The following is a 14,378-nucleotide window of genomic DNA, read 5'->3' as shown; positions in this document are numbered from 1 at the left end:
ATCGGCTCGATATCAATAGTATGTTATAGTTAGTTTTCTAAGTATAACGAATGAGTGTTAGTAAGTCATGTACTTGTATGTATAATTATTATTTTCTCTGTGTTGTTACCAATGAGCACATTGTTATAAGTTAGAACCCACTTTTTGTTATTATATACATGGAGGATTTGCTTATGTATGGAGAAACACTTCTTGGTGTAATGGGAATTTTGATGATTGTAACCATCGTTTGGGCGTTGATTCAATCAAAAACAAATCCTGTTCCTATTTTTGTTATTGTGCCTATTGTAGCGGCTGTGATTGTAGGTTTTGGACCACACGAAATCTTTGCGTTCGTGAAAGCTGGCGTATCCAAAACTTGGTCTACAGCGGTATTATTTATCTTTTCAATCGTATTCTTTGCTCTCATGGGGGATGTAGGGTTATTTGATCCTATGGTTAATTGGCTATCCAAAAAAGCGGGCAATAATATTATGGCGGTTACGATTGCCACTTCCTTGATTGCCGTTATTGCGCATATGGATGGTTCCTTAGCTTCTACATTATTAATTACCATTCCAGCCATGTTGCCAGTGTATAAGAAGTTACATATTCGACCAGTTACGTTGCTAGTTATTATCGGGGCAGCGATGAGTATTATGAACTTGGTGCCATGGGGCGGTCCTGTAGCGCGTACAGGTGTTGTACTCAATGCAGATGTAAATGCATTGTGGCAACAATTAATCCCGTTACAAGGCGTAGGACTTGTCATTGTCGTTCTATTTGCGGCCTATATGGGATGGGTTGAAAAACGTCGCGGTGCTGGTCTACATGCCACTGGTAAAGCTGCTTTACTTGATAGCACCGTTGAGGATAGTGATATAGGTCATTCTCAAGCAGAATTTGACGCTATGAAACGACCTAAGTTAATCTGGATTAACTTGTTGATTACCCTTGGTGTTATTGGCCTTCTTTGCTTTACAAAAGTACCATTATATGGCGCATTTATGCTAGGGTTGGCCATAGCTTTAATTATTAATTTCCCTGGGGCGAAAGCGCAATCCAAGGCGATTAAAATGCATGCAGATACAGCCTTGACCATGCCTATGATCCTATTGGCATCCGGTATCTTCTTAGGTGTTTTAGACGGAACAGGTATGATGAAATCCATGGCATCCTTGTTAATCGGCTTAGTGCCAGATGCTATTGGTGGACATTTGCAAACTGTATTCGGTATTTTTGGTGTGCCAATCGGTATGTTATTAGGTACTGACTCCTACTTCTTTGGTCTTGTACCACTCGCTATTAGCGTAGGACAACAATTTGGTATTGATGGACATAATATGGCGATGGCTATGTTGATTTCCAAAAACTATGGCGTATTAGTAACACCTCATGCGGCAACAACATTCTTGGCTTGTGGCTTGGCAGGCGTAGAAATTAAAGACATGTTAAAATTCTGTGCACCACGATTATTTGTACTTTCTTTAATTTCTCTTACTTTTGGTGCCTTATTAGGTCTATTTACTATCTAATGATTTTCATATGTAACAGACAGAGTTATAAAAAAGAGCTGAAAGAAATGACATGTCATTTCTTTCAGCCTTTCTCATATAATATGAATCATTTCATAGCTAATCATGGAGTCAATTAATTGATAGTCTTCCCACTTTGCTTTGAAACGCGGTAGAATCATAAAGTAACCAAGCAATTAGAAGAATAGGGTGCTATTTTTACTGTTACACGTAATGTAGGGATAGCGTACTCAGAGCAAGATATTTCTTTATAGGATATGATTTGTAATGAGTCGTGCTACCGAAGCAGTGTATATACCAATTACTGCACTAGGATACGATTACCAGTGGTGTATGGTTATTAATCGTGCGATTCGCTCTTTGGGCAATCTAACTTGCTAGCAGGTTCAAGTTAGAGAATAAAAAGGCGTTGTTTATTTGATCAAAATGCCATAATCCCATGGTAAAACTAGTGAGTGAGGCCTTACCAATTTGGTATAAGTATGTGCATTGCTAGTAGGTTTGTTCATAATTACATTATACCAATGCAAAGGGCCTTCGGGCCCTTTGGCCTATTAAAATATAAAAATAGAGGAACGTTGATGCTTTTTGTTCAACTTTCCTCTATTTTATTTATGGGTTATTTTGTTACAGTCCCTTTTTATTCTTTGTAGAGCAATGAGTCTTTCTTAGTGCCCTATGATAGACATCGATATGGAGATGCTTGTTAAATAGTCATGGGAAGCTCTGTTTCAAATACAATTTCTGCAGGGCCTCTCATGAGGACGGTGCCGTCTGGTAGATAGGTAATGTGTAATGTGCCTAGTGCAAGTTCTACATCTACTTCACGAGTGGTTAATCCTTTTTCGTGACTCATAACAGCACACGCACAGGAACCAGTACCACAGGCTAAGGTAGCCCCAGCGCCACGTTCCCACGTGCATACTTTTATATGATGGTCATTGATAATTTGTACAAAGTTAACATTGGTATGACGTGGAAATAGAGGATGCGTTTCAATTAGGGGACCTAAGGTAGTGAGTGGAACGGTCATTACATCGTCCACATAGACCTCTGTGTGGGGCACACCTAACAAGCAGGAGCTGATATGCATTTCTTGGCCTGCTACAGTTATGGGATAATCAATGACTTTGTGAGCGCTTATATTCATAGGAATATCCTTAGCATCAAAGAAAGGATGTCCCATATCAACGGTTACTTCTGTTACAATTCCATCTTGTATCGTTAAGGTTGGTTTCATAATACCCGCTAATGTTTCGATGGAAAATGTTGTTTTTGGCATCGCCCCTGTTTCATAGGCATATTTGGCAAAGCAACGAATGCCGTTGCCACACATTTCTGCCTCGCTACCATCAGCATTTATGATGCGCATACGAATATCGGCTATTTCAGAGGGAATGACCACAATGATACCATCGGCGCCAATCCCCGTATGACGATCGCACAAGGTAATGGCAGCCTGTGTATAATCCTTATGGGCACCGTTAGGATCTGTGAACATGACAAAATCATTGCCCAAACCATGCATTTTAGTAAATTTCATAGGAAATACCTCGTTTCTAGTCGGTTACTTGCCCATATTGGCAAATCGTTCGACTGCTTTTGTAAAATCAGAAATTGTTTTATCTACGTCGCCATGTTCAATGCCATCGCGTACACAGTGATTGATATGGCCTTCCAGTACGACTTGGCCTACCTTATGTAAGGCTGATTTAGCGGCATTAATTTGGCTGAGAATATCTTCGCAAGGCACATCCTCTTCAATCATACGATCGATGGCTTGTACTTGACCAATAATTTTACTAATACGACGATGTAAATTGGGGGCATCCATACATTGTTTCATAATTTTTACTCCTTTATATATACTTATCTATATTATACATGAAAAATCGATACAATAGAATTAGCATATATATAAATGTCAATTCTCACTTAAATGTGATATGATAAGTATATGATGATTTTAATAAAATGTATATGTCGTATAGTGATTGGCGCGGTTATTGCCTTATTTCTCGTGGTAGGCGGTTTAATTGCCTATGATGAATATATAGCAAGCCATACGGACACTATAGAGACGGAAGAAACAAGTAGTACACTACCTGAAGATGAGCGCAGTACGGCCTCGGAAGATCAATTGACTGTGTTAGATCGTTTGTATCGTTTATTTCACATTGAAGATGCTGTAGCCGAAGCTATCAATCGACGTGTTAGCCCGGATAACCAAGTGAGGGAGGGAAATATTAGTGATTTCGCTAAGAAAGCGTTAATAGCAGCAGAGGATAAACGATTTTATGATCATGGCGCCATTGATGTACAAGGCATAGGACGTGCCCTATATATGAATACCATGGCAGGACAAACGGTTGAAGGGGGTAGCACGATTACCCAGCAACTGGTAAAGAATATTTTTTTGTCGAGTCATCGTACATTTTCTCGTAAATTAGAAGAAATGGTGTTAGCCTTTCTAGTAGAACGGCATTATTCAAAGGATGAGATTATTACCATGTATCTTAACTCCGTTTATTTTGGTAATAATTATACGGGGATTAAGGCGGCGGCACAAGGCTATTTTGACACCACGCCAGCTCGCCTATCTTTAGCGCAATCAGCTATGCTAGCGGGATTACCACAAGCGCCTACCTATTATAATCCACGAGATAACTATCAGGCCGCTAAGGAACGACAATATACGGTGCTTATGCAGATGGTAGCACAGGATATGATTAGTCCAGCAGAAGCAAAATCAGCGTTTCATGATCCCCTTGGTATGGAGGATGAGCCAGAATTTGATGATACTGTGTTACCTAAGGATGGAGCAAGCATTTCTCTTGATTCAGTAGTAGAAGCGGTAACGGGGCACAAGGCGACGGAATTGTTAACGCCAAAGAAAGACAAGTCCTCTGCTGATAAGAATTCCTCAAAGGATACGGACAATCCTGTTCGTACAAAGGATAATGCATCATCTGAAGAGGCTAAGCGCGGTGATAGAGCGCCAGGGTATATTGGAAATTAACTAGAGATTCGTTCATAGTAGACAGGTGTATTCCTTTATGCAAACTAACTATGTATGCTGGTGAGCGGTATGATTCTAGGTACTAGTACAAGCCGTATTAGGATATGGATGATGGATCCTTTGCATCCATTTATCATTGGTAACTAGAATAGGACTTAGATTTGTGCCGTAGACACATCTACGTTTCTGGCGTATAGGCTATGATATTGCTTACGCATACAAAGTATAGACACTACTATCAATATAAATACACTGAAAGAATAATTTCTTTCAGTGTATTTTTTGTAACTTGGATGTATAAGACTCTAGGGGGAGATAGAAAATTATGATGCGTCACTTGGAGAATAAAGGCATATGACTATGAGAATCTACAAGTTTGCCGATATATAGGGACTTTTTCTAAGTTATCTATTTCGGCAATTAGTATGCATAATAAATAGCTAAATGACAACTAGAGGATTTACTTCTTTTTCTACGTTATTTATTTTGTAATCAGTATACATCGCTTGTAGGCTAATTACGTAAGCCTCGTTCATAGTGAATGAATCATAGAATTAGCAATCCGCAGACCTCGTAAACGAATAGACACAGCAAAATCAGCGGCACTTAGTAGATGATAGTATGACTTCATCATCATTTTGCTGTAACACAGACTACTATGAGGTAAGTCATGTTTATTAGATAGAGTTTCGAATAGATGAATCGTAGTATGGGGCGTGCTTTCATAGAAACGATGTTATGCATTATGTACAATCTGATGACATGGATACACTGATTACATGTAGTGTAGCCGTTTGAAAGTGATATGAATGGAGTATATTTATAATGACTGCATAAAGAAATATACATATAAGTAGTAGAGTAAAAGTTGACAAAAGACGAACTAATTAATCATTATCTGCTGTGCAAAGCGGTGTAGATAGTTTATCAAATTGTGATTGTAAGAATTTTTATAAAAAATACTTGCATAAAAATTCTTACGGTTGTATAATGAAAACCGTAGTTATAGAGTATATATGTGCATGAATAGGAGCAAACGGATAGGTAAGTGATATTGCCATGGTCGTGTTAGCTGCATATAAGTCTTGCCGATGGTTTGCTTTTACTTAGTTGAACAAGTTTTATACTCCAACAGTAGATTATGCATATGATAAATTAATACGTAGTAATGGGGTTAAGAGGTGTCTACCATGAGTGATGTAAAAAAAGTAGTATTAGCGTATTCAGGCGGATTAGATACATCGGTTATCATTCCGTGGTTAAAAGAAAATTATGGTTGTGAAGTGATTGCTTGTTGTGTTAATTTAGGGCAACCAGAAGATTATGCCGCCGTAGAAAAGAAGGCCATCGCTTCTGGTGCTTCTAAAGCGTATATTGTGGATGCACAAGAAGAATTTGTGAAAGATTATATTTGGCCTACTGTAAAAGCTGGTGCCGTATATGAAGGGAAATACTTATTAGGTACTTCTTTCGCACGACCATTAATCGCTAAAATTCTTGTCGATGTGGCACAACAAGAAGGAGCTGATGCCATCGCTCATGGTGCTACTGGCAAAGGGAATGACCAAGTTCGCTTTGAATTGGCAATCAAAGCATTAGCACCAAATACTAAGATTATCGCTCCTTGGAGAGAATGGGAATTCAAGGGCCGTGAAGATTGTATGGAATATGCAGCTAAGCATAATATCCCTGTAGTGGCTACGAAATCACATCCATATAGTATGGACCAAAACGTATGGCATTTATCTCATGAGGGCGGTCATTTAGAAGATCCTGCTAACGCACCAAAAGATGATGTATTATTAGTATGTAAATCACAAATGGAAGCGCCAGATGCCGTAACAGAGGTGACCATCGATTTTAAAGAAGGTGTACCAGTAGCGGTGAATGGAAAACAAGCAAGCCCACTTGTTTTATTACAAATGCTTAATGATATAGGTGCAAAAAATGGTATCGGCATTGTAGATATTGTAGAAAATAGATTGGTAGGCATGAAATCTCGTGGGGTTTATGAAAATCCAGGGGGAGCGATTATTATGTATGCCCACAGAGAACTAGAATATCTTTGCCTCGATAGAGCTACGTACCACTATAAAGAACAAATCGCCAATAAATATGCTGAATTAGTATATGATGGCATGTGGTTTGCTCCATTGCGAGATGCACTTCAAGCCTTTGTAGACACTACACAACAAACAGTGACAGGAAGAGTTACATTACATTTATACAAAGGCAACATTATGAGTGCTGGTGCCACTAGTCCATATTCTTTATACAGTCAAGAATTTGTTACTTTTGAAGAAGATGATGTATATAACCAAGCAGATGCAGAAGGCTTTATCAATCTATTTGGATTGCCATTAAAAATTAATGCATTAATGAAAGAAAAATCTCATCAATAATTAGTATGTACCATACATAGACGATACTATATACCTATGGACTACCTATCACCGATGCATTGGTACATAGGCGTGTAAAGAACCTCAGCCACATCGGTATATGTGACTGAGGTTCTTCTTGCTAGGTATGGTAAGAAAAGGAGTATTACATGGCAAAATTATGGGGTGGCCGATTTACAAAGGGAACCGATAAAGCGGTAGAAGATTTCACATCTTCCATCGCCTTTGATCAACGAATGTATGCAGAGGATATTGCAGGCAGTAAAGCACATGCCAAGATGTTAGCAAAACAAGGCATTATTTCACAAGCTGATTGTGATGCTATTGTAGAGGGATTAACCGCCATTCGAGAACAAATTGAAAGCGGGTCCTTCGACTTTTCCGTAGCCTTAGAAGATATTCATATGAATATTGAAAAACGATTAACCGATGCTATCGGTGAAGCTGGAGGGCGACTTCATACGGGACGTAGTCGCAATGACCAATGCGCCGTAGATTTGCATATGCTAGTACGTAAAGAAGTAGTTCATATGGCGACGTTATTAGTAGATATGCAAAAAGCTATTTTAGAAGTGGCTAGCAAGTATGAAGATGTTATCATGCCTGGCTATACCCATTTACAACGGGCGCAGCCTGTATTGTTTTCACACCACATGATGGCCTACTTTTCCATGATGCAACGGGACTTTGAACGATTGCCTTTAGTGTTTACTCATGCGGATAGCATGCCTTTAGGTGCGGGGGCTCTAGCTGGGAGTACCTACGGCATTGATCAATCATATACGCAACAACTATTAGGATTTTCTTCCATCTATGAAAATAGTATGGATGCAGTGAGTGATCGTGATTATGTAGTAGAATTTTTGAGCTTTGCTTCCTTATGTATGATGCACTTGAGTCGTCTTAGTGAAGAATTGATCCTATGGTCCACTACCGAATTTGGATTTATCGAATTAGATGATGCCCACTGTACGGGGTCTAGCATTATGCCACAAAAGAAAAATCCTGACGTATGCGAATTAGTACGTGGTAAAACGGGTCGTATTTACGGTCACTTGCTAGGATTATTGACCACATTAAAAGGACTGCCATTAACCTATAATAAAGATATGCAAGAAGATAAAGAAGGTATTTTTGATGCGATAGATACCGTTCATTTTGGCTTATCCATCAATGCGGCTATGCTTCGTGGTATGAAAGTAAACGGCAAGCGGATGCATGATGTATTAGACGATGATTTTTCCAATGCTACGGATATGGCAGATTATTTGGCTAAAAAGGGCGTACCTTTTAGAGAAGCTCATGAAATCGTAGGCGCTGCGGTGCAACATTGTATTCAAAATCATTGCGTATTACTAGATTTGACCGTAGAAGACTTTAAAGCTATTTCGCCCCATTTTGAAGCGGATATTTTAGATGCGATTACGATAGAATCTTGCGTGAAAGGTAGAAATAATTATAGTGGCACTGCACCAGAATGCGTAGCTCGGCAGCGGCAGGTTGGACAAGCGGTAATTCACCGTGAAGAAGCCCAAATACAAGAATGGTTACGCATCATTCAACAAGTTGAACCTTAATATCTCTATCGATAGGATCAGGTGACACTCTTCTATCGCTATATGTCTATGTATCATGGACATATGGCGATAGCTTTTTTTATACAGACGATTTAGGTTAGGTAAGCCGTAAAATTTTACAAACTATAAGCGGAGAAATGGGTAAAATATGCAGCTAAGGTAGTTAAAATAGAAAATATTAGAGATATATGGCTAAAATATCCGTTTTTATTCAATGTGTGTAACTTTTGATGTCCTCTATTGGAGCATAGTAGAGCGTAGTAGCGTGGAAAGTGTAGGTAATAAGCCATATATGACAATCTCATTCGTATAGAGCCTTGCCATTATAGATAATAACTAGGTTGGTAAGCATTTTTTATTGTAAAAAAACACTTTCATTCTCATGAAAATGATGGTATTATAAATCAGTACTAAGAAACAGATACTGATGCATTTGTTTATAGATAATTATAATTATATAAGAGTTTTGAACATGAATAGTATCATATGATTGTAATTATGTATAAATGATACTAGCAAGTATACTGACAATAGAATACACAATTTTAACGTCATCACATTCTTGCCCATTTCCGCGAGAACTGATGTACGTGTAGGCGGTATTAAACCATTACAGTGAATTATGGACGAGAAAAAATTCACCACCGGAGAAAGGGGATTGATACATGAAAACAACCGCTAGAAAAATGTCTGTATTCCAGCTTACCACTTTGGTAGCCGCTAATATGTTTGGCGCAGGAATTATTATGTTACCTACACAACTTGCACAGGTAGGGACAATTTCGATTTTATCATGGTTAGTAACGGCTTTGGGCTCGTTAGTATTAGCATACATTTTTGCACAATGCGGTATGTTCTCTACTAAACGGGGTGGCATGGGCGGTTACTCGGAGTATACTTTTGGTAGAACCGGGCATTTTATGGCGAACTACGCATATGCCGTATCGCTTGTCATTGCTAATGTAGCGATTGCTATTTCTGCAGTCGGCTACGCAGCTGTATTATTTGATGTCACATTGAATCCGTGGCAAATTAGTGAAGCCACCATTGTTTTACTTTGGTTAGCGGCGATTCTTAATTTTGGAGGCAATCGTCGGACAGGAAGAATTGGTAATATTACCGTATGGGGATCCGTACTACCCGTTATTTTCATCAGTACCGTTGGTTGGTACTACTTTAGTGCGGATATGTATGTATCCGTCTGGAACCCTAATGGAATGCCATTCTTTGATGCAGTTAGTGAATCCATCGCATTGACGCTTTGGAGTTTCTTAGGCTTTGAATCAGCAGCAGCTAATGCAGATGCAGTAGAAAATCCGAAAAAGAATGTACCAATTGCTACATTCTTTGGTACATTAATCGTAGCGGTTATTTATATTTTTTCCACGAATGTTATGGCAGGGATTGTGCCACATGTAGACTTATTACACTCTACCGCACCATTTGGACTTACCTTTGCCTATATGTTTAATGATACAATCGGCAAGATTGTTATGGCCATGATGGTCATATCTTGTTGTGGTGCCATTCTTTGTTGGCAATTTACATTATCTCGCGTATTTAAATCTTGTGCAGAAGAAGGACTATTCCCTAAGATTTTTGCTCGAGTTAATCGTGCCGACGCACCTGTACGTGGACTCGTTATTATTTTAACGGTGCAAACGGGGATGGCGTTAATGACGACGGATGAAAGTTTAAATCGTCAGTTTGTTAACTTAGTTAATCTAGCAGTTGTTACCAATGTATTCCCTTATATTTTGACATTGTTAGCAGCTAGTAAATTATTAAAAAAGGAACATGCACCACTAGCGATGCGCTCGCGCATTAAACCGTTCCTAGTGATTGCGTTAGTATATTGTCTATATGCTATGTATGCAGCAGGCGATATAGCTGTTATTGGCGGGTTAAGTGTGGTTCTTATAGGCTTTGTGATTTATCAAGTAGCCTTTCGCTTAGTACCTTATTTCCGTCGCGCTATCAGCCGTTCTGTGACAATTAAAGATTAATCTATAAGATTTTATAGACACATAGAAAAGACGTATCGTAAAGAGACTATGGCTCATTACGGTACGTCTTTTCTATGCTTTGGGAAGGATTGAATTTTGTTGCTAGGAGAACTATACATTGTCTACTCTGTGCCTAATGAAATAGCATATAACTATATTTTGCCTCTTATATCGTAGTATATACATTAAGAAGGTGATTATCGGCTCAGTACGTATTGTCATATATCGATTCCATACAGATATACTTATTTTGACATAGCGGTATCTCTTATGTATAGTACACTACCTATACGCATACTAGTAGTTTTTGTATATACTTTCATTATTTGGGGGTCAAAAGAAAGTGTTGTTTATCTGAGAAAAATGCCATAATTTAATGGGATACTAGTCGGCTAGATTTTTCCGATTTGATGTAACTGTATGCATTGGTACTAGATTTGACCATGACCACACTAGAGTAATGAAAAGGATATGTTGAGATACTTTTTCCTATTAACATATAAATACAGAGGAACGTTGCTATTGAACGGCACCCCAAATTTGAACATCATTTTGAAGGGGGTAGTTCATATTTTTTATCAACGTTCCTCTGTGTTAGTGGAGGATATTTTGTTATAACCTCCTAGTATGTTAGGTATAGGTACCTATTGTGTGATAGATGCCATAGTATATCGATTATACGATATGACATGTGTATACTATATGTACTGTAAGATAGAACCTACATCAGTTAAGTGACGAGAGGTCATACCCATTTCTTTAGGACTGATGCCAAGCGCCAAGCCGATTAATTGTGACATGTGCAAGATTGGCATGTCTTTTCCTTTCGATACAGTTTGTTCTGCTTCTTTTTGGAACATATCCAATTGCATTTGGCAAAGAGGGCAAGGAGTTACCACGCAATCCGCCCCTTCTTTGACAGCATCTGCATTGATGGAACCAGTCATTTGCATAACTGAATCATGCGCAGGATATACGGCATGGAAACCGCAGCAATCTAATTTGCGAGAGAAGTCGATTGGTGTCGCACCAATGGCGGTAATTAAATCAAATAAGCTAGTTGGCAATTGGTAATCTTCAAAGTCCATTGTTTCTTGCGGACGAAGAATATGGCAACCATAATATTCAGCCACCCGTAAACCAGTTAGTGGTTTTATCACTTGTGTACGGAGTTTATCTAATCCATAATCGCGAATTAAGACCCATAAGAAATGAGTGATGTTTGAAGTACCTTTATACTCTTTGCCAATTTGTGCGAGCATATTGTTGACCTCTGTCCGTTTAGTGGCATTTTCATCTAATTCTTTTTTGGCTTCTCGAAGCATAAGGGTACATGTATTACATACAGTCAATACATCTAATCCTTGTTCTTCTGCTAAAGCAATGTTACGAGCGTTGGTAGCCAAGGTTGTCAATGGCTCGATGTCTTGCACATGGGAAGCACCACAACAGGTCCAGCCATTAATCTCTTCAATTTGAATACCTAAGCGTTTAGCAACCGCTTTGGTTGCCATATAGTCTTCTTTTGCTGCACTTTCAAGTACGCAGCCAGGGAAAAATGCGTATTTCATTATTTGCTAGCCTCCTCTGCCATTTTGATAAGCTTACGAACGCCGTCAATACCATTTACTGGTTGTTGCGGTACGATTAATTCCAATGGATTGATTTTAGCATGTTTCATTAATCGTAATGCGTAAAACATTTGTTTAGAGGAGTCCACGATACCATCGGATTTCAAACTCATGGATACTTCTTTCAAGCGCCCTGTTTTCTTCAAGTCGTCTTTGAAAGCTAACGCATGACGTGGCCCTTTTTGGTCAATGCCTGTACCAAAATTACCATCTTTTGTTGCTTCTCTACGCATATTGGAAATATCGTGAGCTGGTTTCAAATGTTTAGGACAACGGGAGATACAGTTCATGCAGTGTACGCATTTCCATAAGCCATGGGCTAAGGCAGGATTGATATGAGCAAATGGGGCTTCGTCACGGCTATCCAATACAAAGCGATTGGCCTTAGTAAATACATATGGTTCTAAGAAGTCTTCTTCGTTGGCAGTCAATTTATTACATTCTGAGGCACAGCAACCACAAAGAATACATTCTGTGCCGGCTACGAATTTTTTGAAATCGGCTGGTGTTTGACGCACGTTGCCTTTGGCAAATTCCGCCTTCATATAAATCCAAGGAGCTACTGTACGTAAGCGATCTACTTTGGCTTCCCAATCAACGACCAAGTCGCGAATCACACGGAAATTACCGATAGGAGCAATGTCGATCGTATCGCTATGGAATCGTTCTGTTACTTCATCAATTTTAGCTTCGCAACCCAACATAGCTTGACCGTTAACTCTTACGGAACAAGCACCACATACAGCGGAACGACACGCTGCTAAGAATGTTAACGTAGGATCTTGGGTATCTTTGATTTTTTGTAGGCCCCAAAGGATAGTGCGATCTGGCTCGTAATCAAATGTAAAGGATTGTACATAAGAACGGCCTTCATTATAACGGGTGATATTATAAGTAATTTGTCTCATCTTAGTACTTCCTTTCTTGTGGTTCATATTTAGTGAATACTACATCACGGGTTGTCAATTTGTACTCTCCGTCATCTTGTAAGTATTGTAAACTATGTTTTAAGAAGTTTACATCATCACGCTTCGTAAAGTCTTCACGTAAGTGGGCACCACGCGATTCTTTACGATATAAAGCACCAGATACGATTGCTTTTGCTACTGTCAACATGGAGTTGATTTCACAGTAGTTAACAAACGCCATATTGTACGTACGTTCTGCATCACCAACGTAGCAAGTTTTATAGTCTTCAATTAATTGATTGATTTCGTTTAACGCTTCTGTCATACCTTCTTCATTACGGAAGATGCCGCATTTATTCCACATCGCATTTGCTAGAGCATCACGAATTTCTACAACAGGACGACCAGTTTTGCGAGCAGTGACTTCTTTGAACTTAGCTTCCCATTCAGCTGCTTTTTCTTCTAATTGTGTTGTGCATTCCACTTGTTCATGAGTGGTAGCGTAATTAGCCGCACCAGTACCAGCTACACGACCAAATACGACACCGTCGGCTAAGGAGTTACCGCCAAGGCGATTGGCACCGTGAATCGAGATACAGGAACATTCGCCAGCGGCGAACAAGCCTGGTAATTCAGTAGCACATGTTTTGTAGTCTACTACGTCGATACCACCCATAATATAGTGGCAAGTAGGACGAATTGGCACAGGTTGTACTAATGGATCCGCATGTTCGAAGGAAATCGCTAAGTCGCGAATACCATGTAATTTTTCGATGATTACTTCTGGTCCTAAGTGGCGTAAGTCAGCTACTACATAAGCGTCTAGACCAGATCCACCAAGGCCACGACCTTCAGCGATTTCCACTTCGATAGCTTTCGCTACTACGTCACGAGACGCTAATTCCATTTTATTCGGTGCATATTTTTTCATGAACCGTTCGCCTTCGGAGTTTAATAAGTAACCACCTTCGCCACGAACAGCTTCAGACATTAAGATACCAGTTTTACCTAAACCGGTTGGATGGAATTGGACCATTTCCATATCTTTCAAGGCAGCCCCTGCACGGAATGCAGCTGCCATACCATCGCCGGTAGACAAGAATGGATTTGTGGTACGAGTCCAGAAAATACGGCCAGAACCACCAGTGGCTAATACGATTGCCTTCGTTTTGATGGTTTCTACTTTACCTTCTTTCATGTTCCAGATAACGGCACCACAGATATGGCCATCTACTTTTACAAGATCAAGTAAATACCATTCTTGTAAGAAGTGAACGCCTTCTTTTAAGCATTGTTCATATGTGGTATGCAAAATAACATG

General features: G+C 39.3%; 10 protein-coding genes. 5 read left to right on the top strand and 5 right to left on the bottom strand.

Translation table 11 applies throughout. The features are described from left to right. Nucleotides 1–173: 173 nt before the first annotated feature. Nucleotides 174–1,514, top strand: a complete 1,341-nt coding sequence (locus K357_RS0107865) for a CitMHS family transporter (RefSeq protein WP_038114006.1) — start codon at nucleotides 174–176, stop codon at nucleotides 1,512–1,514. A 706-nt stretch (nucleotides 1,515–2,220) separates the two neighbouring features. Here K357_RS0107865 and dapF read toward each other — a convergent pair. Together dapF and K357_RS0107855 are read right to left on the bottom strand one after the other, a co-directional pair. Then, nucleotides 2,221–3,057 carry a diaminopimelate epimerase gene (dapF, locus tag K357_RS0107860; RefSeq protein WP_028258197.1) on the bottom strand — a complete coding sequence of 279 codons (837 nt, stop codon included), beginning with the start codon at nucleotides 3,055–3,057 and terminating at the stop codon, nucleotides 2,221–2,223. Between the two features lie 24 nt (nucleotides 3,058–3,081). Beyond that, nucleotides 3,082–3,360 carry a metal-sensing transcriptional repressor gene (locus K357_RS0107855; protein WP_028258196.1) on the bottom strand — a complete coding sequence of 93 codons (279 nt, stop codon included), beginning with the start codon at nucleotides 3,358–3,360 and terminating at the stop codon, nucleotides 3,082–3,084. A 111-nt stretch (nucleotides 3,361–3,471) separates the two neighbouring features. Here K357_RS0107855 and K357_RS09215 point away from each other — a divergent pair, with 111 nt between their 5' ends. From K357_RS09215 to potE, 4 genes are all read left to right on the top strand, one after another. Further along, nucleotides 3,472–4,533 (top strand): transglycosylase domain-containing protein, encoded by a 1,062-nt coding sequence (locus K357_RS09215; RefSeq protein WP_071838057.1) that lies wholly within the window; start codon nucleotides 3,472–3,474, stop codon nucleotides 4,531–4,533. A 1,190-nt stretch (nucleotides 4,534–5,723) separates the two neighbouring features. Further along, nucleotides 5,724–6,935: an argininosuccinate synthase gene (locus K357_RS0107845; protein WP_028258195.1), complete on the top strand. Its 1,212-nt coding sequence runs from the start codon at nucleotides 5,724–5,726 to the stop codon at nucleotides 6,933–6,935. Nucleotides 6,936–7,084: 149 nt separating this feature from the next. After that, entirely contained in the window at nucleotides 7,085–8,512 is a 1,428-nt protein-coding gene (argH, locus tag K357_RS0107840; RefSeq protein ID WP_028258194.1) for an argininosuccinate lyase, read from the top strand. A gap of 665 nt (nucleotides 8,513–9,177) precedes the next feature. Further along, nucleotides 9,178–10,518 carry a putrescine-ornithine antiporter gene (gene potE, locus K357_RS0107835; protein ID WP_028258193.1) on the top strand — a complete coding sequence of 447 codons (1,341 nt, stop codon included), beginning with the start codon at nucleotides 9,178–9,180 and terminating at the stop codon, nucleotides 10,516–10,518. Between the two features lie 698 nt (nucleotides 10,519–11,216). Here potE and K357_RS0107830 read toward each other — a convergent pair. The 3 genes from K357_RS0107830 to K357_RS09210 all read right to left on the bottom strand — a co-directional run. Then, a complete protein-coding gene (locus K357_RS0107830; RefSeq protein WP_028258192.1) occupies nucleotides 11,217–12,089 on the bottom strand; it encodes a CoB--CoM heterodisulfide reductase iron-sulfur subunit B family protein in 873 nt (290 codons plus the stop codon). Next, nucleotides 12,089–13,057 carry a succinate dehydrogenase/fumarate reductase iron-sulfur subunit gene (locus K357_RS0107825; RefSeq protein ID WP_028258191.1) on the bottom strand — a complete coding sequence of 323 codons (969 nt, stop codon included), beginning with the start codon at nucleotides 13,055–13,057 and terminating at the stop codon, nucleotides 12,089–12,091. The genes K357_RS0107830 and K357_RS0107825 overlap by 1 nt, the downstream gene beginning before the upstream one ends. Nucleotide 13,058: 1 nt before the next feature. After that, nucleotides 13,059–14,378, bottom strand: a 1,320-nt coding sequence (locus K357_RS09210) for an FAD-binding protein (RefSeq protein WP_038114001.1), incomplete at its 5' end; no start/stop codon positions are given.

It is taken from the genome of Veillonella montpellierensis DSM 17217, from assembly GCF_000426745.1.
Taxonomy (GTDB): Bacteria; Bacillota; Negativicutes; order Veillonellales; family Veillonellaceae; genus Veillonella; species Veillonella montpellierensis.
Note: the sequence above shows the minus strand (reverse complement) of the source record. Positions and strands in the feature narration are given on the sequence as shown.